The organism is Pedobacter flavus (assembly GCF_036324285.1).
Classification (GTDB): domain Bacteria; phylum Bacteroidota; class Bacteroidia; order Sphingobacteriales; family Sphingobacteriaceae; genus Pedobacter; species Pedobacter flavus.
In genome coordinates this window covers 61,012-86,962 of sequence record NZ_JAZDQU010000001.1, presented here as the reverse complement: position 1 = coordinate 86,962, position 25,951 = coordinate 61,012, and the positions used below count along the sequence as shown (strand labels likewise).

The window sequence follows — 25,951 nt, the reverse complement described above, 5'->3', positions numbered from 1 at the left end:
TAATAACTCTAATTTTTCTCTAATTATTCAACGTTAATTTGCCAGCTTTTATGATAGCTTGGATCTTCAATATCTAATGCATCTTGTGTTAGCATTAATGGTCTAAAAGGATCTATCATAACCGCTAATTCTTCTGTTGATTCTTTTCCAATAGATTTTTCTACGGTACCTGGGTGCGGACCATGCGGAATTCCTCCTGGATGTAAGGTGATCTGACCTTTTTCAACACTTTTTCTGCTCATGAAATCGCCATCAACATAGTATAAAACCTCATCACTATCTACATTACTATGATTGTATGGTGCAGGTATTGCTAATGGATGATAATCGTATTTGCGAGGTACAAACGAACAAATCACAAAGTTATGACCTTCGAAAGTTTGATGAACAGGAGGTGGTTGATGTAATCTACCTGTAATTGGCTCAAAATCGTGTATCGATAGAGCATAAGGATAATGAAATCCATCCCAACCAATAAAATCAAATGGATGAGTTCCATAAATGTATGGATAGATTAAGCCTTGTTTTTTTATTAGAACTTTAAAATCGCCAATTTGGTCAACCGTTTCTAAGTTCTCTGGCTTTCTAATATCGCGTTCACAGAAAGGAGCATGTTCTGCAAGTTGACCGTATTCGTTTCTATATCTTTTTGGCGTACGAATTGGGCTAAAGCTCTCAGTAATAAATAATCGATTATTACTGTCATTGAAATGCATTTGGTAAATGGTTCCGCGTGGTATTACCAAATAATCTCCGTATTTAAAATCGATTTTTCCAAAACCTGTTTTTAAAGTACCTGTTCCTTCATGTATAAATATTACTTCGTCTGCCTGACTATTTTTATAAAAATAATCAGTCATAGATTTTCTTGGAGCTGCTAGTGAAATATGTAAATCACTATTTACCAACATAGGTTTTCGACTTTCTAAATAATCGTCTTGCGGTGCAACTTTAAAACCCAATAAACTAGTATGTCTAAGGTGTTTTTCAAGTGCAATTTTAGGTTCTACAGAATAAGGTTCCCCTAACTCCTTAACAATGGTTGGAGGATGGCAATGATAAACTAAAGAGTATAAGCTCGAAAAACCTTCCGTTGATACAAGTTCTTCAGCATATAATTCGCCGTTTGGTTTTCTAAAAACCGTATGTCTTTTAGGAGGTATACTCCCTAAGGTATGGTAAAGTGGCATAAAATAATTTTTTTAGTTAGTATATAGATAGCGAAATAAATCGCAATTAGGCTGCGCTAAATAGAATATTGAGCCATTACTAGACTCGAAATTAATGCAGAATGGAAGTCGGCCAGCTTTTCATTAGCCAAAATACCTTTTGATATTTTTAATCGTTGCATCATATTCTATGGCTAAGTTAGTATTTAATCGTCTTAAAAACTAATTTTTATTAGTTTTACCAAATTAATTTATAAAACCATCAACATGAAACTAGTTACGTATAAAACCGAAGGTAAAGAACACTTAGGAATTTTTGTAAACAACCATATTTATAACTTAAATACTTGCGATAAACTTTTGCCAGATAATATGATTAGCTTCCTTGAGGGAGGTGATGAGTTTATGAATAGAGCAAAGGTTATTAACGAGCAAATTAAAAATGGAGAGTTGACACCAAAGGAAGAGGTCTTTTATGAATTAATGGCTCCTGTTCCTCATCCAACTAGTTGTAGAGATGGATATGCATTTAGACAACATGTTGAAGCGGCAAGAAGAAATAGAAAGGTAGAAATGATAGCTGAGTTTGATCAGTATCCAATTTTTTATTTTACTAACCATAATGCAGTTCAAGGACCAGGCGAAATTTTATGTATGCCAGATCATTTAGAGAAGTTAGATTTTGAGTTAGAAGTGGCAGTGGTAATCGGTAAAAAAGGTAGAAATATTTATGCTGATGAGGCAGATAATTATATCGCAGGCTACATGATTATGAATGATATGAGTGCTAGAACGTTGCAGATGGAGGAGATGTTGCTGAATTTAGGTCCAGCAAAAGGAAAAGATTTTAGTACAGTAATTGGTCCTTGGATGGTTACACCCGATGAATTAGAACCTTATAAAGTTGCAGCTAAGGAAGGCCACGTTGGTAATTCTTATGACCTTCAAATGCGTTGTAGAGTAAATGGAGTAGAGGTTTCTTATGGTAATATGGCGGATATGGATTGGACTTTCGCAGAAATTATTGAAAGATGCTCTTATGGTGTAGATATTCTTCCAGGTGATGTTATTGGTTCAGGAACTGTAGGGACCGGTTGTTTCTTGGAATTAAACGGAACGGGATTATTAAATGACCCTAATTTTAAACCTCAATGGTTACAACTAGGCGATGTTGTGGAAATGGAAATCACTGGCCTTGGGCATTTAAGTAATATTATCGTAAAAGAAGATAGTAATTTCTCTCTACTGAAAATTAAAAAGAATTTATAATCTTATGCTTACGCTAAATACCGAAGATTTAACGCCAGTTCAACTTCAGAATTATTTGCAATATGCTGTAGCGCCTAGGCCAATTTGTTTTGCCTCAACTATAGACTCAAATGGGAATATAAATTTAAGCCCATTTAGTTTTTTTAATATGTTTAGTACAAATCCACCGATTTGTGTTTTCTCACCAGCAAGAAGAGTGAGAGATAATACAACTAAACATTCCTTAGAAAATGTATTAGAGGTGCCGGAATGCGTAATTAATATTGTGAATTACAATATGGTTCAACAAATGAGTTTAGCCAGTACCGAGTATGGTAAAGGTATTAATGAATTCGATAAATCTGGTTTTACTATGCAAGCTTCGGAAGTTGTAAGACCTCCTCGTGTAGCAGAAGCACCCGTTCAGTTTGAATGTGTTGTTAATCAGGTTTTACCAATGGGCGATAAACACGGCGCAGGTAACCTAATTATCGCTGAAATAAAAAGAATTCATATCCAAGAGTCTATTTTAGATGGTGATGGTAAAATTGACCAAGCGAAGATTGATTTGGTGGCTAGGTTAGGTGGCGATTGGTATTGTAGGGTAACAAAAGAGAATTTATTTAAAGTTCCAAAGCCATTAACAACTTTAGGTATTGGTGTGGATGCTTTACCTCTTCATGTTAGAAATTCTACTGTTTTAACAGGAAATGATTTAGGTATGTTAGGTAATTCGGAAGTTATTCCTGATGAAGAATCGTGCCAGCAAATCCTCAACGATAAAGAGGTGAGGTCTATATTGGATGCCACAATTGGCGACGAACATACCAGAATTATAGAACTACATTTATTAGCTAAGAAATATTTAAGCGAAGGAAAATTTGAAGAGGCATTAAAGATTGTGTTTCTCTAAAAAAAGTATTGAGTGAGCATTACTCTAAAATGCTCACTCCTTGCATAAATCTCTTTTTATAATGTGCATCTAAATCGGATATAACTACTCCTTTTGATCGAGTAGAAGATGCGTGAATAAATTTTATTCCTTTATTGGTTACTTTGTAAACAATCCCTACGTGGCCAATCTGCCTATTATTAGCATTGCTGCCAGTAAATAATAATAAGTCGCCCGCTTTTACTTTACTTAATTTGGTTGGCGTGCCGGCGTATTTAAATGCGGCAGATGATCTAGGTACATTTACGCCTATTTTTTTAAATACATAATTTACAAACCCAGAGCAGTCAAATCCAATTTTTGGATTATTTGATGCATATTTATAAGGGACGCCAACTAAGGTTTTTGCGTATTTTAATAGGCTTGTAGATAAAGATTCGGGCTTAGCTTTTGCTTTAGGCGCTTCTTCTTTAGGTCTAATTTTATCCATTAATTCTTGCATTCTGTCGCCATATAATACTGGCAAAGATTGCTGTGCATTACTAGCTTTAGAAATAAGGAATAAGCAGATTATAATTAGAAATAGTTTATTCATAATATTTTATAAATATACCATTTAAAAATTTAGCAAATGTTAAGGAGTTGTTAATGCTACTGGTAAAATTTTGCCGTTGAAAAATTTATGCCCTTTTAAGGCAAAATCAGCCACATATTTACCCATTTCAAATGCCAAAACCGGGCTTTCATATCCTGGAAATGCTGCCTCTAACATTTCAGTTTGTGCAGAACCTAAGGCTAAACAATTTACTTTAATGTTTTGCTCTTTAAACTCGGCAGCTAAACATTCTGTTAAAACATGTAAAGCCGCTTTGCTTGAAGAATAGGCCGAAAGTCCAGGGAATTTTTCAGATCCTTGAAATCCACCCATACTTCCAATATTTACAATATGAGCACCCGTGTTAAACAATTGATAAATTTGTTGGATGAAAACGAAATGACTAACCACATTGGTTTGAAGCATGGAGTATAAGTCTTCCTCTGTAGTTTCTAAAAAGGGCTTATTTACTAAGGCTCCAGCATTATTGATTAATATATCAACCTTCCCAAATTTGTCCTCTATTAAGGGTGTTAAAGCAGAAAAATTATCTTTTGTTAAATCAAATGATACCGGATATAATTCACAGTCTGGATTTAAACCTTTAGCTATTTCTAATAGTTTTCTTAATTTATCAGCATTTCTGGCAATAGCCATAATTTTATGGCCTTTTTGTAATGCTAATTCTAATACGGTTTCGAATCCTATTCCGCTACTCGCTCCAGTTACTATGATATTCATGATTTTAAGATAAGATGCTCTCTTGGTTAACAGGGTTTTCTATGATATATAATCCGTCTGTAATCAGTTTTTTTAAAGTGGGTTCAGCAGATAATTTTAATTCAAGAAATATTTGAATTTCTTTTTTAACACCTGGATGTATGTTTTGAATGTTAGTTATTTCCAATATTTCTAATGGCAATAACCAATCTTTTCTATGGTTATTTTTTAGTGTTTCCCAAATGCTTGGGATTTTTTCGAATCCAGAATTACTGTTCCTAATGTCTCTAATTTCTTGATATAAATTATGCAGAGCTAAGGTTTCTTCATTATATTCTACTTTTAAAGTGGAAGTGCTACTTACTGGTAATAAATCTTCGTAAGATTCTTTATCAGCCGCCCCATTGAATACAGAAATTATTGTTGAGCCAATTGCCATATCGTATTTACCCCATTCAGGCATAAAAAGTATATTTCCGTTTGATTCTTTAACTGTACATTCATTGAAGGTTATGAGTAATAACTGACCATCCTTAATCAGAATTTGTTCTACAATACCATTAACTTCTATGCCGCTTTCAAATATTAACTGAGCTTTTTTATTGACTTCAATGCCCGAATTTTTTAATTCATCAAAGCCCATTTTTTCTAATGGTGTTGAACAATTTGAAAGTTTGCCAACTGGCGATGAAAAACCATCCTTATGATAAGCTTTACTATGACCAACCAGTTCTTTATTGTTAAAAGCTAATGCAGTTGGGCCGGTTGATTTTATAAAAGTAACTTCGTTCTGTTCATTAAGTCCTAAATCGGTAAATATACCCGTAACTTGTAAACCTGAATTATAGACTAAGGTTGCCACGTTTTTGCATTCAATGGCTTTTAATACACTTTCTGCACCACCCACTCTAAATGCCATAGTATTGGCAAATGCTTCTAAAACGTCTATTAAGTTTTGAAAAGTTGGGGTAACAAATAGTTGTGGTTGAGGCTTAGTAATATCGTACGAATAATTTACTGTATCTAAATTATACCATAATTTTTCTACATTCGGATTCATACAACTAGAACTTTCACCTATTGATGATAATAGACCTGCGCCATAAATTTTAGGATTTTCTAAAGTCCCAATTAACCCGTACTCAACTGTCCACCAATGTAATCGACTAAGTAAAGCCATTTCAGACGGTTCGCCCATATTTTCAGAAATATAAGCTAGCTTTTTTTCAGCTGCTGCAATGTCTTCTTCTTTTGAGTCAACCGCTTCTTTTAGAATAGATAAATTTCTAATTGCTTCATATAATTCAAAATCTTTAGCTGAGAACATTGCTTTTGTTCCAATTGAACCAAAATAGCTTAGGTAGTTGTTGTAATCGGTATCAGCTATAATTGGGGCGTGTCCTGCGCTTTCATGAATAATATCTGGCGCTGGTGTATATTCAATGTGATTTAATTGTCTTATGTCGGCTGCTATTACTAAAACTCTGTAAGCCTGATACTCCATGAAAGCTGCGGGAGGAATAAATCCATCAACAGTAACTGCTCCCCATCCAATTTTTCCTAAGTTATCGTTCATGGTTTGTAAGTCTGGGATTTGTTCGATTGATAATCCGGCCCTACTTAAACCTTTTATGTATGGATAATAGGCAACTTCTTTTAAATAACTATAATTTTGGCGCATAACATAACGCCACACTGCTTGATCAATAGGAGTGTATTTCTCATAATTTTGAGGTACAATATATTGTCGTAAGTGTTTTGGTAAATTTTTTACTTGCTCGTTTCCAAAATCATTAAAGTCGTTCATTTTTTCGCATTCTAGAATTGCTAATTTAGCATTAAATAGGGGCTATGTCAAACAAAACACGGCTTTATTCGCGATATTTTTACCTAGAACTGGTCTTTTTAATTTTAAATGAAAAATACTTTTGAGAAAAATAACTAAATAGTCCAAGTACAATAGTTATTATGGCATTAGCAATGGAGGGGTAAAAGTGTAAACCTTCAACTAATATTTTTAAAAAAGCAAAATTTAAAAGTATGTTGATGGTAAATATGGTGCCATATCTAAATAATTGTATCCTTCCTTTTAATGTGGAGGTGGTAAATACCAAATACTTATTTAATACAAATCCTGTTAGAAAGGTTAATACAGAATTTATGATGAGCGACAAAGTATGCGCAGTAATTAAGTATTTGCCTAGTTTAATATCTTGCTGTTGTAAAATATAGTTATAGATAATAAAATAACCTACAATACTTAAACAGGCTGTTGTTCCGCCTGTAGCTAAATATCTAAAAGTGGCAATAGACAACCATTTAGAGGCTAAAGGATAAAAGAAATCAATAATTTTTAAAAGCGCTTTTCTCATATTAGTTTTTTTCGCTTTCTAAAGTTAGCTCATCGTTTATCATTCTATTTGTATACTGTTGTATAAAGGCGTTGAAATGGTTTTCTAAGTCTTTTTGTATGGGCTGTAATCCTTTCAAATCTTTTTTCATTAATCTGTCGGTACTTAAATCATATAATCCAACAGTTTCTTTTCCATTGTTTAATAATAGATAGTTGTCTTTGAAAAAATTATAAACCCCATTATTATTGTTAATTACAAAGTTGTCGTTTTTTTCAGAGAATGCATTAAATCCAAATGAAAAGAATGGTTTTGGATAATTTAGATAGTTTAATACTGTTGGTAATATGTCTATTTGCTGGATTAAATTATCAGATTTTCCTACTAAGCTGCCATCTGGTGTATAGAAGAATATTGGGACAGAAAAATCTCCAGCTACAGTTTGGTATTCTGGTAAGTAGGAAACGGTAGCGTGGTCTGCAGTTATTACAAATAATGTGTTTTTATACCAAGGCTGATTTTTAACCGCATTAAAGAAATTTCTAAGTGCCATATCAGTATAACCTATGGTTTCTTGAACTTCTAATGGTCCTTTAGGGAATTTCCCTTCATATTTTGCAGGTACTTTAAATGGATGATGTGATGAAACGGTAAACACGGCAGAAAAAAATGGTGTTTTAAAGGTGTTTAATTTTTTTGCCATAAATTGTAAAAATGGATCATCCCAAATGCCCCACATTCCATCAAAATCATCATCATTATTGTATTCGGTTTTTCCATAATAACTTTTTACTCCAGCTAAATTAATATAGCTCGAAAATCCCATCGAACCATTAGGTGCACCATGAAAGAAAGAAGTTTCATAACCCTCATTTGCTAATAGTTTAGCAATACTTGTTGTTTTATTACCTGAATATGGACTTAAAACATAAGGCTCATTTATCGACGGAATTCCAGAGATAATAGATGGCAGTGCATCTATTGATTTTCTGCCATTGGCATAAGAATTCGGAAAAATAAAACTATGATCAATTAAGCTGTCTAGGAATGGCGTATAGCCCTTGTATTTGCCATTCTGTATATTTTTATTTAAACCACCAATATGTTCTCTCCCTAAGCTTTCAACTATTATTATGACCACATTTTTTTTGTTAAAGGTCTTTTGTTCTGGATAGTTTATTGGGTTGTATAATTTCACTAAGTCGTTATCATTAAAATAGTTAACAGGTGTTAAAACACTAGAGCCAATCGTTTTTATTAATGTAAATGGTGTGTTTAAGACAATACTCATTTCAGCAGGTTTGCTTACAAATTCTCCTGCATTACTTAAGGTTATAGGTCTCGTACTATGTCTCCAACCGCCTCTTACACCTATAACGCATAATCCAACAACTAAAATCAGGGTTAGTGTTTGAAATAAATACGTTTTTGGGGTGAATTTTTTAATAACCTTAATTTTTATCGTATTGTAAAATTGGACTAATAAATAGATAAATAGGATATAGAATAAGGTTAAATACCAATAATCTAGAATAAACTGGAAAAAGAGTTTAGAAAGGTTTTGTTCTTCAGAGAACTGATTAAATACCGTAAATGTGGTTCTTTTTAATGTGAATTTATAGTAAGCAAAGTCTACAAAATTGAAAAGAATAGCTATAGCATTAAATACAATAAAAATCCATTTACTAATGTTTTGATATAAGGTGTTGTATTTTAATTCCCAAGGTATAATTTGCAACAAAATATAGAGAATGTTGAAATATATGATGGCTACGATATCAAATTTTAGCCCACCTAAAAATATTCTGGATTGTTGTGCTAGCGATAAATCATCAAATAGTTCTTTATTAATTAAGTAAAAACCTAATCTACATAAAGAGAAAATAAGCATTAATGAAATTATGCGATATAATAAAGCAATGTAAATATTTACATTAAAATAAGTTTTCTTGAGCATGATTTTTGAAGAGTTGCAAGTTATTAAATACCTCTTAATTATTAAAATTTCAGTATAATTGCTAAGTAATTTAATTGAGCAATAATAAAAATAGCTAATTTACCCGTAATGAAAAAATCACTTTTCTTTTTGTTTTTCTTTATAAGTGCTTCTGTTTTAAAGGCACAAAATTTGGATACGGCGAGTTTAAATGCCACTTTTTCAAAAGTTAAGAAGGAAAAAGCACCAGATAAAAGGTCAGTTCATTTTGTGTTAAGCTATAAGAAAGATACGGCTATTATTGAAAGTTCTTCAGAAGAAGCATTAAAGGCTTTTAATATGCAATTTAAGGCTGCGAATAATCCTAAAATTAAAAAGATATTATTGCCAGACGCTAATTTAAAAGGTAAAATTTATGGAGTTGCCAATTTATCAGTTGCCAACAATAGATTAAATCCTGCTCATTCAGCCGAATTGGTTACTCAAATTTTAATGGGAACACCGGTTGAAGTATTAAAGAAACAATCAGGATTTTTTTATGTTAGAACACCCGAAGGATATTTGTCGTGGGTAGATGGCGCTGCTATTAAAGATATGACATTAGAAGAATTACAAGCTTGGAAAGCTGCCGAAAAAATTATTATTTCTGCAGATTACGGACATGTTTATTCTGAACCTAATAAAGAATCTGCTCGTGTGTCTGACTTAGTAAGTGGTAATATTCTAAAAAATATAGGTGAAAGTGGCACTTTCATTAAGGTAGAGTTCCCAGATAAGAGAATGGGTTATGTTGAAAAAAATAAGACAGAATCATATAAAAATTGGTTGTCGAAGGGATTACCTAACGCAGGTAATATCTTAAATTCAGCAAATAAATTTATTGGTGTTCCTTACCTGTGGGGTGGAACTTCAATCAAGGGAATGGATTGTAGTGGATTTACTAAAACTGCTTTTTTCTTGAATGGTATAATTTTACCTAGAGATGCTTCGCAACAAGTTTTAGTAGGGACTCCAGTAGAGGTGATTACAGCTAATAATTTTGATGTTGTTAAAGCTGTTAAAAATTTATTGCCAGGCGATTTGTTGTTTTTTGCTGGATCTAAAAAGCCAGGAAGTTTGGAAGGTAGAGTTACGCACGTGGCCATTTATATGGGCGATGGAAAAATGATCCAATCTGCTGGAATGGTAAAAATTAGTAGCCTTTACCCAAATGATCCTACTTACGATACAGCAGTTTCTAATATCGTTAGTGCTAAACGTGTGTTGAATAATGTAGGAAAACCAGAAATTACAAAAGTAGAAAACCACGGGTGGTATAAATAAACGTTTATAATTTCGTAGTAGTGTATTCCTAGTTTTTTAGTGAATAATTATGTAGTGAAATTTTTAATTTCTGCTATTATTTTACTAATTCTTTGCTTGTTATCAGTAGAATAGGAGCAGTATTGGAAATAGGGTAGGCCATCATTTTTGGAAGCAAATAAAATCCATGTACTTCCAACTTTAATGTCAAAAACACAATCATATTTTCCAGTGATGCCTGCTTTTGTAGGATTTTTATAGAATAAAGCGTCAGTTTTGTATTTGGTTGATTTTTTACCTTTTAATTGATTAATTGTTTCAACGTTTAAAATTAATAAGGCATCATTATTAGGGTCATAATTGATTTTAACTACCTTAACAACTGCAACTTGACTACTTTCTTGGTAGTTTTTTTCTAAACTTTTTGTAATGCAAGAGCAAGCAGCACATACTTGTGCTAAAAGTATTAAGCCAGTTAAAACATAGAGCTTTTTCATACTACTAACTTATAAAAAAACCGCTAATGAAAATTAGCGGTTTTTATGTTTTATGAAAGTAAGTTTTTCCAGCTTACTTTGTCGCCTATAATTTTTGGTAGGTCGACTATAGCAACGCGTTCTTGTTCCATAGAGTCTCTATGTCTTATAGTAACGGTATTGTCTTCTAAGCTTTGGTGATCTATTGTAATACAGAAAGGTGTTCCAATGGCATCCATTCTTCTATAGCGTTTACCAATACTGTCTTTTTCTTCATAAGTTAAATTATGATCAAATTTTAACATGTCCATAATTTCTCTTGCTTTTTCAGGTAATCCATCTTTCTTCGTTAATGGCAGAATAGCAGCTTTAATAGGGGCTAAGCAAGGATGTAAGTGTAAAACAGTACGACTATCTTGTTTTTCGCCATCGCTTAAATCTTGTTCTTCATAAGCTTGAATCATGGTTAATAAGAACATTCTGTCTAACCCAATTGAGGTTTCAATTACATAAGGTACATAATTACCAAATGGTTTTCCATCTTCGTTAAGGTCATTATCAAAATATTGCATTTTCTTCCCAGAAAAAGCTTCATGTTGTTTTAAGTCGAAATCGGTACGACTATGTATACCTTCAACTTCTTTAAATCCGAATGGAAATTCGAATTCTATATCTGTTGCTGCATTGGCGTAATGAGCTAATTTAACATGATCATGGAATCTGTATTTTTCTGGACTTGTTCCTAAAGCTTTGTGCCATTTTAATCTTTCAGCTTTCCAATATTCAAACCATTTACCATCTTCTCCAGGACGAACAAAAAATTGCATTTCCATTTGTTCAAATTCACGCATACGCATAATGAATTGACGAGCAATTACTTCATTTCTAAATGCTTTTCCTATCTGAGCAATTCCAAATGGAATTTTCATTCTTCCAGATTTCTGAACATTTAAGAAGTTAACAAAAATTCCTTGTGCAGTTTCAGGACGTAAATAAACGGCATCACTTCCTTCTGCCATTGCTCCAAATTGAGTGCTAAACATTAAGTTAAACTGTCTAACCTCTGTCCAATTTCTTGTGCCGCTAACCGGACAAGCTATTTCATGTTGTTCTATTAAAGCTTTTAATTGAGGAAGATCCTCGTTTTGAAGAGCGTCGTCCATAGCAGCTTGGAGTTCTTCTGCTTTATTGGTCTTGCCATCTTTTTTATATCTTTCTATTTTATCTTCGAGAAGTTGATCAGCACGATATCTTTTTTTCGAGTCTTTATTGTCTATCATTGGGTCATTAAACCCGTCTACGTGACCACTTGCTTTCCAAACTTTTGGATGCATAAATATTGCAGAATCTATACCTACAATATTTTCATGCATTTGTACCATTGATTTCCACCAATAAGTTTTAATGTTGTTTTTTAATTCAGCACCTAATTGTCCGTAATCGTAAACAGCACTTAATCCATCATAAATTTCACTACTTTGGAATACGAAACCATATTCTTTAGCGTGGGATATAACATTTTTAAATTGATCTTCGTTCGTTTTAGCCATACTACAAAGATAGATTAAAGAAAGGAATTTAAGTAAACTTATAACTGGTATTTTTGCTATTTGAGCTGATTGAAAACTAATAATTTTCACTTATTTTTACAGATAATAAATAAAATATAACCTAAGCATTAATTTGATTAGTTGAGTTGTTGAAAAATATAGGAAGACGGATAAATAAATGATTAAAATCTTTAAAGTTGGACTGATAGCTGGTCTGTTTTTTCTGTTCCAAAGTTCCAGTGTTTCTGCCCAAGATGTAAACAGAAATAGGCTGAAATTAGGGTTAGAAAATGCATTTGCTGTGGGAGATTATTCTGAATTATACAAATGGGGGATAGGATTTTCATTTAGTTTAGAAAAATCTCTTGCTGATAAAATTTCATTGACAGCAAGAGCAGGCTTTTTAAGTTTTTCCAAACAAACAAACCTAGGAAATGGGAAATTAAAAAGGATTGCAGAATATGTGCCCGTTAAGGGGGGGGTAAAATATTATTTTGGCCCTAAAATTTATGGTGAAGCTGAGACTGGAATGAGTATTTCTTCAAAAAATACTAATATGGGCATTTCATTTATTTATTCTCCTGGTGTTGGAGTCGAATTTGGATTAGGCGGGCGTATGAAATTGGATTTAGGCTTTAGATATGAATCTTGGATAAAAAATACTTCCTCTAATTTTCTTGGATTGAGGACCGCAATTGTTTTGGGTAAATAATATTAAACGGTGCGCTAAAGTGTTAGTATTGTTTTGAATTTATCAACATTTTAAATAATTGAGCAAGTATGCTGGTTAATTTTTTTATTTTTGATAATTAAGCAAATAAAATGAGATTTATAGTTTCTACTTCAACGCTTTTAAAGCATTTACAAACTGTTAATGGTGCAAGTAGCAGCAGTACAGTTTTACCAATATTAGAAAATTTTCTTTTCGAAATCGCAGATGGTAATTTAACTATATCTGCTACTGATCTTCAGACGAGTATGACTACATCTTTATCTGTAGAATCTAAAGAGTCTGGAAAAGTGGCTGTTCCATCCAGAATTCTACTAGATACGTTAAAAACGTTGCCAGACCAGCCAATAGCCTTTAATATCGATGATAATACTTTCTCAATTGAGATCAGTGCAGGAGATGGTAAATACAAATTAAGCGGCGAGAATGGAGATGATTTTCCTAAAATACCAGTAGTTGAAAACGCATCATCAGTTATGCTACCTGCTTCTGCTTTATCAGAAGCTATCAATAAAACTATTTTTGCTGTAAGTAGCGATGAGTTACGTCCAGCTATGACGGGAGTTTATTGTCAGCTTTCCCCACAAAGTATAACTTTTGTAGCTACTGATGCTCATAAGCTTGTTCGTTACAGAAGAACAGATTGTAAAGCCGACAAAGCTGCTTCATTTATTTTGCCTAAAAAAGCTTTAACGCTTCTAAAAGCAGCACTTCCAAATGCAGACGTTGAAGTTTCAGTTGATTATAACGCAACTAGTGCATTTTTTAAATTTGAAAACATAAATTTAGTTTGCCGATTAATTGACGAACGTTATCCTGATTATGAAGCGGTAATTCCAACAAATAATCCAAATAAATTATTAATTGACAGAGGATTATTTTTAAATACTTTAAGAAGGGTGGTTATTTTTGCTAATAAAACCACTCATCAAGTAAGATTAAAAATTAGTGGAAGCGAATTGCATATTTCTTCTGAAGATTTAGATTTTGCAAATGAAGCTCACGAGCGTTTAAGCTGTCAATATGAAGGAGAAGATATTGAAATCGGTTTTAATGCAAAGTTCTTAATAGAAATGTTAACCAATTTGAGTGGAGATGAGGTTACTTTAGAGCTTTCTACGCCTAATAGAGCAGGTTTATTAATTCCTCAAACTAACGACGATCAAGAAAACGTGTTGATGTTGGTGATGCCGGTAATGCTTAATAATTATAACTAAAAACAGAGATTAATAGTGATAAGTATTTTATCACTTAAAGAAGAGATATGGAATTATTAAACCAACTGGTAGATTTTATTATAAATATTGATAAACACCTTGTAGAAATTGTTAGTGAATATAAAACATGGACTTACTTAATCCTGTTTATCATAATTTTTGCAGAAACTGGATTTGTTGTTACACCTTTTTTACCTGGTGATTCAATGTTGTTCGCAGTAGGCGCATTAATTGCAGGCGGAGCAACAGGTTTAAATATTTGGATAATGATGCTTTTGCTAATCATCGCCGCAATAGCTGGTAACTCATTGAATTATAAATTAGGAAGTATTTTCGGAGTTTCTGTTTTTAAAGAAGGAAATAGAATTCTAAAACTAAAGTATTATCACCAATCTCATGAGTTTTTTGAAAAACACGGGGGCAAGGCAATAGTTTTTAGTAGATTCCTTCCAATTTTTAGAACAATAGCGCCATTTGTGGCGGGTGTTGCTAAAATGCCTATAGGAAGGTTTACTTATTTTAATGTTATTGGTGGCGTTTCATGGATCTCAAGTTTGTTGTTAGCCGGTTATTTATTAGGGCAAATTCCAATCATAAAAAATAATTTTGATATTGTAATTATAACGATTGCAGTAGTTACTTTTTTCCCAGCAATTTGGGCAGCTGTTAGATCAAAATTTGTAAAAAAGACTGAAGAATAGTTATATTCTACCATTTAATAAAGTGCTATCTATTTTTATAGATGGCACTTTTTTTTGTCTCTTTATTTTTTGCGGAAATTTTATTTTTATATTATTTAAGTACGGCTGACCTGCATTTACCCAAGCAGTAAACCAAAAATTCCCTATCGATTGTATGGAGGATCTAAATCTTCTTTCCGTTAAATTATTAGATAGTTTTTGATAAGCTTCGCAGTAATCTTTAGCATATTGTTTTACCAAAATATTTTTTCGTTTAGAAAAGGTGAATTTTTTATCAGAAGGGAATATGCTATCAACTTTTTTTTCAATTTTTAAAACTGAATCCACTAATAAGTTTGAACTCTTTACAATGAACCAAGATTCTAGTAATGTGTTGGAAATGTATTTTGCTTTCCCAGTCCATAGATTATAGGAATCAAAATATAGTTCAGGAATTCTACTTTCCCAGAAGCCATGAATACCATGTTGATTGGTTAATTGTCCATTATGGTTTTCAGTTGTATGTAAAGGGACATGTGCATCTCCTATATAATGGGCTAATTCTGTAGCATATTTTAAAATCTGATGGCCATCTTTAATTTTCATGGCATGGGTTAACAGGGAACTTGTTTTTTGAATTTGCCAAGGAAGTACACCTTGCTTATTAAGCTTATTTATTCCGTATTTATTAACTGCATCTTGATAATTTCTGGGAATGCTATCAATGTTGGGCTCAAATAGCTCCACGTCTAAATAATGTCGCGCGCCTTCTAAAGTGTCAATATAGCGCCTTTTATCTGGGTCTGAGGCATGTTTAATGATATAGTCTTGATTGGTTTTAAAGAATAAAATAATTTCTTCAGGTAATGTATAAATGGCGGATTTATTTATTTGTTCATGCCCAAAAAATCCCCAACTAGAAAGACAGCAAATTAGTATTGATGAAATTATTATCCTTAAACCTATTTTTCTCATTTTATATTTATTTAATGAGTGATACTGGGGGTTAGGAGATAAGAAGCATAAAGTTATTTATTTATGAATTAAGATTTTATTGATTTGGTATTTTGTCGAAATTTTAAGCAAAAAAAAACTCCTCAAATAATTGAGGAGTTTTTATATCGATAAAGTAGATTATTTACCTTTCTTTTTGCTTTCTTCACCTTCCATTTGCTCTTTTAATTGAGCAAGAACATCAAGATCACCTAAAGTAGATTTTTCTACATTTTCTTTTACTTTTTTAACTGCATTGCTGCTTGCTTTAGCTTCTTTTTTCTTAGTTGCTCTTTCTTCAGCTACTAATTCAGCTTTAGCTTCTTCCCAAATACGAGCGTGAGAAACAACGATACGTTTAGCATCTTTATTAAACTCGATGATACGGAAATCAGCAACTTCGTCATTTTTAAGAGAACCACCTTCTTCTTTAACCATATGTTTAGTAGGAACGAATCCTTCAACACCATAAGGTAAAGCGATAACAGCACCTTTATCAGCCACTTTAACAACAGTTCCTTGGTGAATTGAATCTAATGTAAAGATAGTTTCAAAAGTATCCCAAGGGTTTTCTTCTAATTGTTTGTGACCTAAACTTAATTTTCTGTTTTCAACATCTAATTCTAAAACAACTACTTCTAATGAATCACCAACTTTAGTGAATTCGTTAGGATGGTTTATTTTTTTAGACCAGCTTAAATCAGAAATATGGATTAATCCGTCGATACCTTCTTCGATTTCAACGAAAACTCCAAAGTTTGTCATGTTTTTAACGATTGCAGTATGTTTGCTTCCGATTGGATATTTTTCAGAAACATTTTGCCAAGGATCTTGAGTTAATTGTTTGATACCTAAGCTCATTTTGCGCTCTTCTCTGTCTAAAGTTAAAACTTCAGCTTCGATTTCGTCACCAACTTTTAAGAATTCTTGAGGGCTACGTAAGTTTTGTGACCAGCTCATTTCTGAAACGTGGATTAAACCTTCAACTCCAGGAATAATTTCTAAGAAAGCACCGTAATCAGCAACAGTAACAATTTTACCTTTTACTTTAGAACCAACTGTTAAGTCAGCATCTAAATTCTCCCAAGGGTGAGAAGTTAATTGTTTTAAACCTAAAGCAATACGTTTTTTCTCATCATCAAAATCTAATACTACTACATTGATTTTTTGATCTAATGTAAGTACTTCTTTTGGATGCTCGATACGGCCCCAGCTAATATCTGTAATATGTAATAAGCCGTCAACACCACCTAAGTCGATGAATACACCGAAATCAGTAATATTTTTAACTGTACCTTCTAATACTTGACCTTTTTCAAGTTTAGATACAATTTCAACTTTTTGACTTTCTAAATCGTCTTCAATTAATACTTTGTGAGAAACTACAACGTTTTTAAATTCATGGTTGATTTTAACAACTTTGAATTCCATAGTTTTTCCAACGTAAACATCGTAGTCACGGATAGGTTTAATGTCAATTTGAGATCCAGGAAGGAATGCTTCCACACCCATAATATCAACAATTAAACCACCTTTAGTACGACTCTTAACAAAACCATTGATAATTGTGTCATTATCCAACGCTTCGTTAATAGTATCCCAAGATTTTTGAGTTTTAGCTCTCTTACGTGAAAGGATTAATTGTCCATTCACATCTTCTGGTGCTTCAACAAAAACATCAACTTGATCACCAATTTTTAAATTTGGTGTATCACGGAACTCTGATGCAGATACAAGACCGTCAGACTTAAATCCAACGTTAAGTACTACGTCTTTGTTGTTAATAGAAACAACTGTACCGCTGATGATCTCACCTTGTGTGATCTGATTGAAAGTATCTGAATACATTTCTTCAAACTTTTTACGGTCTGCTTCATTGTAATTTCCGAATACTTTGTCGTCCGCATCCCAGTCAAAATCTTGATCTGGTGTAGCTAATTGTGATTTGATCTCTTCGATCGATACTGAATCAGCTTCTGATTCAATTGTTTCTTTTTGGTTAAGACGAGCGTCTGCACCTTGCAATTCGGCTGTTTTAGCCTGAAGTTCTTTTTCTGCTGCTTGTTTTTTTGCCATTAATTAATTATCTCCTTTGTTCCGTCTTTTGACGGACCGCAAAGATAAGAAATTTTATAAACAAAAGGAAAGTTTATTTTGAATTAGTTTGTTGATATTTAATGAATTGCATTATTATGCAACTTTACTTCCTCTTAAAAATTATTCAAAATTGTAAAATGGACGTACTTTATCTAATGCAAATGCAAGTTGTTCTGCTTCTGTGAGTTTAGAATTATCTAATGTAATAGCGTCATCAGCCTTTACTAATGGGCTCTCCTTGCGTGTTGTATCTGCATAATCTCTCTTGTTTAAATTATCCAAAATCTCGTCAAATGTCACATCATTATAACCCAATTTCTTTAATTCATTATATCTACGCTCTGCTCTAATTAATGGATCGGCAACCATAAATAACTTAATTTGTGCATCTGGAAATACCTGTGTACCTATATCTCTTCCATCCATTACTATATTCTTAGATTTTCCCATTTTTTGTTGCTGTTTTACCATAGCTTGGCGGACAGCTTTAAGTGCCGAAACTTCACTCACTTTTTGAGATACATGCATTTCTCTAATCTCATCAGATACTTCTTTGCCATTTAAGGTTATATGCGATTGATAATCTCTAGAATTAAAGTTTAATTCTAAATTTTTTAAAGCATTTTCAACTTCTAATTCATTATTTAAATCAACGTTTTCATTAAGAAAATATAAAGTAGTTGCTCTATACATGGCACCACTATCGACATAAATGAAATTTAATCTCTTTGCTAGTGCTTTTGCTAGGGTGCTTTTACCGCATGAAGAATAGCCATCAATTGCTATTATGATATTTGAACGCATTGCACAAAGATAGAAAATATGGATAAATTCTTTAGATTTGATTTTAAACCTATTGTCACAAATCAATGCTCACTGACGCCCAAAAACAGATAATTATACAGGAGTTAATTTTTAAAACTTCTAGAAGTGGAGGGAAGGGCGGACAACATGTAAATAAGGTGTCGTCTAAAGTTGAAATTGTGTTTAATGTTGTAGCTTCCCAGGCATTTAATGAAGATGAGTTGAAGCTTTTAAATTCAACTTTAGCCAATAAGTTAGATTCAAATGGAAGTCTACACGTTGTTTCGCAAATTAGTAGAAGTCAGCTCGTCAATAAAAATACAGCTATTTCGAAGTTGTTTGCACTACTCGATAAGAGCTTAGTTGTTTCAAAAACTAGAAAACCAACAAAAGTACCATTTTCAGTAATTCAAAAAAGAATAGATGACAAAGTGGTTAGGAGTAAACAAAAATCACTTAGGCGAAAAATCGATTTTAAGAGAAATGTTGATTAATTAAATTTATAATTGAATGTAAAGGTCCCAAATTCATGCGCCTTTGCCTTACTTTTAATCTCCTTGGTGTTAAATTGTGCCGCGTAATCAATAGAAAATCTTCTTTTATTATAACTCAAACCAACGGTTTGTGTAAATAAATAAGGTTTTATGCCAAATGTAACCGGGCTATTTGTATTATGCCCACCTTGAATAGTGGCATCAACTGATCTAATAGATATAAATGGTTTATAATAGAAGTAAAATTCTTTATCTGTAAATTTTGGAGTTATAGCCTTATTTGAGATAGCAGATTGGGTAAAGGTTGATTGAAACATTTGATTAAACAAGCCTATTCTGAGGTTTAGACCTAATCCAACTGCTTGATAAATGTTGCCAAAATCTATTTGTCCTGTTGCACTTAAATCAACTTTGTTATTATCAGTTCTTGTTATTAAATGTTGATATTGAATCTGGCTATTTATAGCAAACATATCTCTAATCTGATATTGCCATCCATTAATTTCATAAAAACCTATTAATTCATGAATAAATTCTTGTGCTTCCTTTCCAAAAGCAGACTCTCCAAGTACGCCTAATTGTAATTCAGTTTTTAAAACAGCTTCATTCTTAAAATACCAATTGAAATTTGTAGAGCCATAAAGATAAGCTGCAAATGGTCTATCTTGGTATTTTGCAAACTTAACATTACCTGAATAGGGACTGTACATTTTATGCGCCGCACTGAAACCCCATGTCTTTTTAACTACATTTTTCTGTAAGTTAGATTGGTCCATGGCGTGTTGAAAGGATAGGAAAACACCATTTGTGTAGTACTGGTCTTGTCCAAAAAACAGATAGGAATCGTTGTCAGATTTAAATCCGATAGAATTTTTAAAGTCTTCCTTTTGTGCAAAGGAAGACTTTATTATAAAAAAGGTGAAAAAGGTAATTAGTAGTTTCTTCATTATTATCTATCACCTAAGTATGCGTAATTTACGAAGCCTTTATTTTTCTTGTTAAAAGATAAAATTAATAGGTTTTTTTTATTTTCCATCTTTTTTCACCTTGAATTTTAATGTCGATTAATCTATAAAAGAATAAGCTAAAGGTTAAAAAAAAACTATTATTTAGATAGGTAATTTAACAATCGCTATTTCTTCATTTAAATTCAGTTTATTAAATAATTAATCTAATTATTTAATTGTAAAACAAGAGGTTTTTTAACTTTATCCTGAGTTAAGGCTAGGTTGATTACTTCCGACATTTCTTCAACATAATGGAATACCATATCTTTAATATAGGTGTCCTTTATTTCAAGTATGTCTTTTCTATTGCTCTTACAAAGAATTATTTCTTTAATGTTCGCTCTTTTTGCAGCAAGTATTTTTTCCTTTATGCCGCCAACAGGAAGTACTTTTCCACGCAATGTTATTTCTCCAGTCATAGCTAAATGAGATTTAACTTTACGTTGGGTAAATGCTGATGTTAAAGCAGTTAACATAGTTATGCCAGCAGATGGTCCATCTTTTGGGATTGCTCCTGCAGGAACGTGGATATGGATATCATATTGATCAAATAATTTATGATCTATATCGAAATTCCCAGCATGGGCTCTTAAGTAGGCTAATGCAATCGTTGCAGATTCTTTCATTACATCACCTAAATTTCCTGTTAGGGTTAATTTTCCTTTTCCTGGACTTAAGCTTGATTCTATAAACAAAATATCACCACCAACTGAGGTATAAGCTAATCCCGTTACAACACCTGCTACATCATTATTTTCATAAAGATCTTTGTCGTAAATAGGTGCGCCTAGAATTTTCTCAATGTCTTCTGTAGTTAAATTAGGGTTATATTCTTCACCCATTGCAATTTTTGTTGCAATTCCTCTAACCAACGAGCCAATTTTCTTTTCTAAACCTCTTACACCAGATTCTCTTGTATAGTCTTCAATTATTTTTTCAATTAAAGCTGGTTTTAATTGGATGTCTTTAGAATGTATACCATGTTGCTCTCTTTGTTTTGGAAGTAAGTATTTCTTAGCTATTTCAATTTTTTCTTCAATTGTATAACCGTTTACTTCAATAATCTCCATTCTATCCAATAAAGGTGCTTGTATATTAGATAATGAATTGGCTGTCGCGATAAAAAGTACGTTCGACAAATCATAATCTACCTCAACATAATGGTCGTTAAAAGCACTATTTTGTTCAGGATCTAAGACTTCTAATAACGCTGATGAAGGATCTCCTCTAAAATCAGAGCCAACTTTATCAATTTCATCTAAGACAAATACCGGATTAGAAAATCCAGCTTTTTTAATAGATTGGATTATCCTTCCAGGCATAGCTCCAATATAGGTTTTTCTATGCCCTCTAATTTCTGCTTCGTCTCTAACACCACCTAAAGCCATTCTCACATACTTTCTGTTTAAGGCTTTTGCAATAGATTTTCCTAAGGATGTTTTACCTACCCCAGGAGGGCCAACTAAACAAAGAATAGGCGCTTTCATATCTTTTTTTAGCTTTAATACAGCTAAATATTCAATAATTCTTTGTTTTACTTTTTCTAGGCCGAAATGGTCTTTGTCTAAGATTTTTCTTGATCTTACTAAATCAAAATTATCCTTAGTAAATTCATTCCAAGGTAAATCTAAAAATAACTCCAAATAATTTATCTGAATTGAATAGTCTGGAGCCGCAGGATTCATCCTGCTTAATTTTTCTATTTCTTTTTTAAAATAAGCTGCTATTTCGGCACTCCATTTTTTCTTTGCTGCCTTGGTTTCTAAGTTATTTATATCTAAATCAGTAGAGTTTCCACCTAATTCCTCTTGTATGGTTTTTAATTGTTGATTTAGAAAATAATCTCTTTGTTGTTTATCTAAGTCAGTTCTTACTTTAGATTGTATTTGATTTTTTAATTCAAGCATTTGCAATTCCATGGTTAGTAACTCCATAACCATTTCTGCTCTCTTTCTTAGATTATTCATTTCTAACATCTTTTGTTTGTCTGCTACATCAGCATTCATGTTAGATGAAATAAAGTTGATTAAGAAAGAAGTACTCTCAATATTTTTTAGAGCGATTCCTGCTTCACTAGGAATGTTGGGCGACAATTGAATGATTTGTGCCGACATTTCTTTAATTGATGCAATTAAAGCTTTAAATTCTTTATCGTTTTTATACTTTGCTTCTTCAAATTTCTTGATGGTAACTTTAATATAAGGTTCAGACTGTACCTGTTCCATTAGTCTAAAGCGCTGTTTACCTTGGATAATCACTGTTGTGTTACCATCAGGCATTTGAAGCATTTTAATAATTTGCGCAACTGTTCCAACTGAATTTAATTCTTCAAATGTTGGATCTTCAATTGTTATATCTTTTTGTGAAACAACACCAATGGTTCTGTTTCCTTTATACGCCTCTTTTATTAATTTAATGGATTTGTCTCTCCCTACAGTAATTGGAATTACAACTCCTGGAAATAAAACTGTATTTCTTAATGGTAGAATGGGTAGAACTTCTGGCGTTTCCTCATTATTCATCTCATCTTCGTCTTGTTGCGACATAAGAGGGAAAAATTCCGTGTCTTCACTCATGATTGGAAGTGCCGAAGCAAAATCAAAAGGATCCTTATTACTCATTTAGTATATTATTTAATTGGACAATCTGTCAGTATTGCCCAGATGAAAATCAATATTTAATTATAGACTTTAAATTTCAACTCTTATGCCAATCATAAAATTGGAGTAGGGGAGTGAAAAAAAGTCATGAAATTTTATTTTACGAATGTATCATAATTCTATAATACATGCGTTATAGTTCTGCAGTTTAGTTCTGATGGAATGATAATTGTTATTAAAAACAAAAATAATAGGGTAAGTACTATTTTTTTTATTTATTTGCAGTAGGCACTATATTTCAATTTTAATTTTTAATGGTAACACGTAAAGTATTATTTTTCTTTTTAACAATTTGTTCAGTTTCTGGTTTCGCTCAAACGGATCATGAAAAACAAGGAATGCAAGCGCTTATGAAGGGTGATTTTAGAAGTGCTGTTTCGGTTCTGGAGAAAGCAGATTTAAATACGCCAAATAACATTAACGTGGTAAAAATGCTGAGTTACGCCTATTACCAAACTGGTGAAAATAAAAAAAGTGTGACCAGTTATAGTAAATTACTTTCTTTAAAATCGGATGACGCAAGTGCTTATTATTATAGAGGAAAAGCAAGATTAAATATAGCAAATGATCCAAAAGAAGCTCAATCTACATTAAGAGAAGAGTTTTATTTAGCAGCAATAAAAGATTTCACCAAAGCAATAGAATTAAATAGCGATAATGAAATTCAATATTATCAAAATAGAGGAATTGCATATAAAGATTATGGGGTATTTAAATCTTATTCTATTAAAAAACCTACAGATAAAGTTGCTGTTGTAAATATTTTTAATAATTCAATTAAAGATTTTCAAAAAATACTGGTGGCTCAACCACTTAGAAAGGATATAATAGATTTAGAAAAATACGTTAAAGCCCAAATTACTTCATTAAAATAGTTTAAAATTCTACTCTTATTAGATATTTTCTAGGATCTAATAATTTAATTTTTTGAACTTTTTTAATCTCGTATAAACTATCAGGGATATATTTTAAAGTGTCAGATGAGGCATAAACTAAATTTTGTTTAGAAATTACTACCTCAATTTCTTTAGTCTTTTCACCATTAATAATTACCAATTTTTTTACTAATATTTTAGGATTATTGGTTGTATAAATCTCTTTATTTCCTTCTACTGATTTTTTAAATTCACCTTTCCAGTCCGCTTTATTGATGTCTGCTGAAGAAAAAATTTCAAGTTCTTTTTTCCATTCTTCAATAGTAAGATTTTTGGTTTCTGCCTCGCCATTTATCGAAACTGTTTTAGTAACGGTAGGGTTTTTCGCTTGCAATCTCGACGCTTCTTTGTCAAAAAAGCCTTTTAAATCAAACTGACTTATTTCATTTTGAATGTTTTCTGATGGTTTAGTGCCACAAGCGCTTAATAAAAAAGTAAAAATTATTAGAAAATAGATGTTTCTGTTCATATCAAGCAATTTCCTGTCATAATACTAGGTTTATCAATATTCATCATTTTAAGAATAGTTGGACTAACATCACCTAATTTTCCATTTTTAACAGATTTTACATCTTTATCAATAATAATGCAAGGTACTAGATTACTAGTATGTGCCGTATTTACACTTCCGTCTTCATTTATCATAAATTCAGAATTTCCATGATCGGCTAAAATAACAAAGCTGTATCCATTTTTTAATCCGTTTTCTACAACCACTTTGGTACAAATATCTATGGTTTCAACAGCTTTAACTACAGCATTAAAATCGCCAGTATGTCCAACCATATCTGGATTGGCAAAATTTAAACAAATAAAATCTGCCCATTTATTTTCTAACTCGGGTAATATGGCATTTGTTATTCCAAAAGCACTCATTTCTGGTAGCAAATCATATGTGGCAACTTTTGGTGAGGGAATCATTATCCTTTTTTCATTATGAAAGCTGTTTTCTCTTCCGCCAGAAAAAAAGAAAGTAACATGCGGGTACTTTTCAGTTTCTGCAATTCTAATTTGATTCTTATTGTTTTGAGCTAGAACTTCACCTATGGTTAGTTTTAAATCATCTTTTTGATAAATAATATTGATGTTTTCAAAATTATCATCGTATGAAGTCATTGTAGTATAATGCAGAGATAGAGGGTGCATACCAAACTCGGGATATGCATTTTGTGTTAACGCTGAAGTTATTTCTCTTCCTCTATCTGTTCTAAAATTGAAACAAATTACAACATCTCCTTCTGATATTTTGGCAATTGGAATGTTGTTTTCAAGTACAACAATTGGTTCCATAAATTCATCGGTAATCCCATTTTTATAAGATTCCTCAATTGCTGTAATAGGATTGTTGGTAGGTTTTCCTATGGCGCCAGTTAATAAATCATAAGCAATTTTAATGCGTTCCCATCTCGAATCTCTATCCATTGCATAATAACGACCTACTAATGAGGCTAATTTAGTTGGCGTATTTTTAATGAAGCTGTTTAAGTCTTCGATATATCCTTTACCACCATTTGGATCTGTATCTCGTCCATCTAAGAAGGCATGAATAAAACTATGGGTTATTCCAGCGTTGTTTGCTGCAGTACATAAGGCTTTTAAATGTTCAATATGAGCATGAACTCCTCCATCAGAAACTAATCCAATAAAATGAACATTTTTTTGATTGGCTTTTGCATAATTAAAGCTTTCCAATAAGGTAGGATTAGTAAAAAAGGAACCATCTGAAATAGCTTTATTTATTCTACCTAATTCCTGATAAACGACTCTTCCAGCGCCTAAATTCATATGACCAACTTCAGAGTTGCCCATTTGTCCAATAGGTAAGCCTACTGCTTCTCCACTTGCTTCTAAAGTACTATGTGGATATTTTTCAAATAATTGATCTAAAAAAGGAGTATTTGCCGCAAAAGCAGCGTCAGTTTTGTCTTTTTTTCCAATGCCCCAACCATCTAAGATTAGTAATGCAACTTTTTTATCACTCATTCTCTGTTGTTCTTTGGCTAATAAAAATTATTATATTAGCCCAATTAATTAAACAAATATAAAGGATTGATTGTTCATGTTGTGGTAAATCGTGTCATTTTAATGTTGGCAT

Annotated in this window: 23 protein-coding genes; 8 read left to right on the top strand and 15 right to left on the bottom strand. The window is 32.2% G+C overall.

The window, feature by feature from the left end:
• Nucleotides 1–23 precede the first annotated feature (23 nt).
• Complete coding sequence (locus VRU49_RS00385; RefSeq protein WP_330144786.1) at nt 24–1,190, bottom strand: homogentisate 1,2-dioxygenase; 1,167 nt, start codon at nt 1,188–1,190, stop codon at nt 24–26.
• Between the two features lie 246 nt (nt 1,191–1,436).
• Here VRU49_RS00385 and VRU49_RS00380 point away from each other — a divergent pair, with 246 nt between their 5' ends.
• Entirely contained in the window at nt 1,437–2,438 is a 1,002-nt protein-coding gene (locus tag VRU49_RS00380; protein ID WP_330144785.1) for a fumarylacetoacetate hydrolase family protein, read from the top strand.
• Nucleotides 2,439–2,442: 4 nt separating this feature from the next.
• Complete coding sequence (locus tag VRU49_RS00375) at nt 2,443–3,330, top strand: flavin reductase family protein (RefSeq protein WP_330144784.1); 888 nt, start codon at nt 2,443–2,445, stop codon at nt 3,328–3,330.
• Nucleotides 3,331–3,349: 19 nt separating this feature from the next.
• On the opposite strand, the gene VRU49_RS00370 is transcribed toward VRU49_RS00375, so the two are convergent.
• From VRU49_RS00370 to VRU49_RS00350, 5 genes are all read right to left on the bottom strand, one after another.
• The gene (locus VRU49_RS00370; protein ID WP_330144783.1) at nt 3,350–3,904 is read right to left on the bottom strand and encodes a C40 family peptidase; all 555 of its coding nucleotides are present in this window, start codon (nt 3,902–3,904) and stop codon (nt 3,350–3,352) included.
• Nucleotides 3,905–3,943: 39 nt separating this feature from the next.
• Nucleotides 3,944–4,645, bottom strand: a complete 702-nt coding sequence (locus VRU49_RS00365; RefSeq protein WP_330144782.1) for an SDR family NAD(P)-dependent oxidoreductase — start codon at nt 4,643–4,645, stop codon at nt 3,944–3,946.
• Between the two features lie 4 nt (nt 4,646–4,649).
• A complete protein-coding gene (locus VRU49_RS00360; protein WP_330144781.1) occupies nt 4,650–6,431 on the bottom strand; it encodes an aromatic amino acid hydroxylase in 1,782 nt (593 codons plus the stop codon).
• Between the two features lie 79 nt (nt 6,432–6,510).
• Nucleotides 6,511–6,996 (bottom strand): GtrA family protein, encoded by a 486-nt coding sequence (locus VRU49_RS00355; RefSeq protein WP_330144780.1) that lies wholly within the window; start codon nt 6,994–6,996, stop codon nt 6,511–6,513.
• A gap of 1 nt (nt 6,997) precedes the next feature.
• Nucleotides 6,998–8,932 (bottom strand): LTA synthase family protein, encoded by a 1,935-nt coding sequence (locus VRU49_RS00350; RefSeq protein ID WP_330144779.1) that lies wholly within the window; start codon nt 8,930–8,932, stop codon nt 6,998–7,000.
• A gap of 108 nt (nt 8,933–9,040) precedes the next feature.
• Between VRU49_RS00350 and VRU49_RS00345 the strand changes: the two genes are divergently transcribed.
• The gene (locus VRU49_RS00345; RefSeq protein ID WP_330144778.1) at nt 9,041–10,234 is read left to right on the top strand and encodes a C40 family peptidase; all 1,194 of its coding nucleotides are present in this window, start codon (nt 9,041–9,043) and stop codon (nt 10,232–10,234) included.
• 47 nt (nt 10,235–10,281) lie between these two features.
• Here VRU49_RS00345 and VRU49_RS00340 read toward each other — a convergent pair whose 3' ends face one another.
• A complete protein-coding gene (locus VRU49_RS00340; RefSeq protein WP_330144777.1) occupies nt 10,282–10,710 on the bottom strand; it encodes a hypothetical protein in 429 nt (142 codons plus the stop codon).
• A 50-nt stretch (nt 10,711–10,760) separates the two neighbouring features.
• Nucleotides 10,761–12,239 (bottom strand): glycine--tRNA ligase, encoded by a 1,479-nt coding sequence (locus VRU49_RS00335; protein WP_330144776.1) that lies wholly within the window; start codon nt 12,237–12,239, stop codon nt 10,761–10,763.
• A 178-nt stretch (nt 12,240–12,417) separates the two neighbouring features.
• On the opposite strand from VRU49_RS00335, the gene VRU49_RS00330 reads away from it, so the two are divergent.
• The 3 genes from VRU49_RS00330 (at nt 12,418) to VRU49_RS00320 (ending at nt 14,887) form a co-directional block, all read left to right on the top strand.
• Nucleotides 12,418–12,951, top strand: a complete 534-nt coding sequence (locus VRU49_RS00330; protein WP_330144775.1) for an outer membrane beta-barrel protein — start codon at nt 12,418–12,420, stop codon at nt 12,949–12,951.
• A gap of 110 nt (nt 12,952–13,061) precedes the next feature.
• Complete coding sequence (dnaN, locus tag VRU49_RS00325; RefSeq protein WP_330144774.1) at nt 13,062–14,186, top strand: DNA polymerase III subunit beta; 1,125 nt, start codon at nt 13,062–13,064, stop codon at nt 14,184–14,186.
• Between the two features lie 47 nt (nt 14,187–14,233).
• Nucleotides 14,234–14,887 carry a VTT domain-containing protein gene (locus VRU49_RS00320; protein ID WP_330144773.1) on the top strand — a complete coding sequence of 218 codons (654 nt, stop codon included), beginning with the start codon at nt 14,234–14,236 and terminating at the stop codon, nt 14,885–14,887.
• Here VRU49_RS00320 and VRU49_RS00315 read toward each other — a convergent pair whose 3' ends face one another.
• From VRU49_RS00315 to cmk, 3 genes are all read right to left on the bottom strand, one after another.
• The gene (locus VRU49_RS00315) at nt 14,888–15,841 is read right to left on the bottom strand and encodes a zinc dependent phospholipase C family protein (protein ID WP_330144772.1); all 954 of its coding nucleotides are present in this window, start codon (nt 15,839–15,841) and stop codon (nt 14,888–14,890) included.
• A 159-nt stretch (nt 15,842–16,000) separates the two neighbouring features.
• On the bottom strand, nt 16,001–17,935 hold the full coding sequence (rpsA, locus tag VRU49_RS00310; protein ID WP_330144771.1) for a 30S ribosomal protein S1: 1,935 nt from the start codon (nt 17,933–17,935) through the stop codon (nt 16,001–16,003).
• Between the two features lie 141 nt (nt 17,936–18,076).
• Nucleotides 18,077–18,760 (bottom strand): (d)CMP kinase, encoded by a 684-nt coding sequence (gene cmk, locus VRU49_RS00305; RefSeq protein WP_330144770.1) that lies wholly within the window; start codon nt 18,758–18,760, stop codon nt 18,077–18,079.
• Nucleotides 18,761–18,825: 65 nt separating this feature from the next.
• On the opposite strand from cmk, the gene arfB reads away from it, so the two are divergent.
• Entirely contained in the window at nt 18,826–19,254 is a 429-nt protein-coding gene (gene arfB / locus VRU49_RS00300) for an alternative ribosome rescue aminoacyl-tRNA hydrolase ArfB (RefSeq protein WP_330144769.1), read from the top strand.
• Here the strand turns inward: arfB and VRU49_RS00295 are convergent.
• A complete protein-coding gene (locus VRU49_RS00295; protein WP_330144768.1) occupies nt 19,251–20,201 on the bottom strand; it encodes a lipid A deacylase LpxR family protein in 951 nt (316 codons plus the stop codon). The genes arfB and VRU49_RS00295 overlap by 4 nt on opposite strands.
• A 224-nt stretch (nt 20,202–20,425) precedes the next feature.
• Nucleotides 20,426–22,882 carry an endopeptidase La gene (lon, locus tag VRU49_RS00290; RefSeq protein ID WP_330144767.1) on the bottom strand — a complete coding sequence of 819 codons (2,457 nt, stop codon included), beginning with the start codon at nt 22,880–22,882 and terminating at the stop codon, nt 20,426–20,428.
• A 293-nt stretch (nt 22,883–23,175) separates the two neighbouring features.
• On the opposite strand from lon, the gene VRU49_RS00285 reads away from it, so the two are divergent.
• Complete coding sequence (locus VRU49_RS00285) at nt 23,176–23,796, top strand: tetratricopeptide repeat protein (protein WP_330144766.1); 621 nt, start codon at nt 23,176–23,178, stop codon at nt 23,794–23,796.
• 1 nt (nt 23,797) lies between these two features.
• Here the strand turns inward: VRU49_RS00285 and VRU49_RS00280 are convergent, their stop codons facing one another.
• Together VRU49_RS00280 and gpmI are read right to left on the bottom strand one after the other, a co-directional pair.
• Nucleotides 23,798–24,325 (bottom strand): hypothetical protein, encoded by a 528-nt coding sequence (locus tag VRU49_RS00280; protein ID WP_330144765.1) that lies wholly within the window; start codon nt 24,323–24,325, stop codon nt 23,798–23,800.
• Nucleotides 24,322–25,839 carry a 2,3-bisphosphoglycerate-independent phosphoglycerate mutase gene (gpmI, locus tag VRU49_RS00275; protein ID WP_330144764.1) on the bottom strand — a complete coding sequence of 506 codons (1,518 nt, stop codon included), beginning with the start codon at nt 25,837–25,839 and terminating at the stop codon, nt 24,322–24,324. The genes VRU49_RS00280 and gpmI overlap by 4 nt, the downstream gene beginning before the upstream one ends.
• Nucleotides 25,840–25,951: the final 112 nt, after the last annotated feature.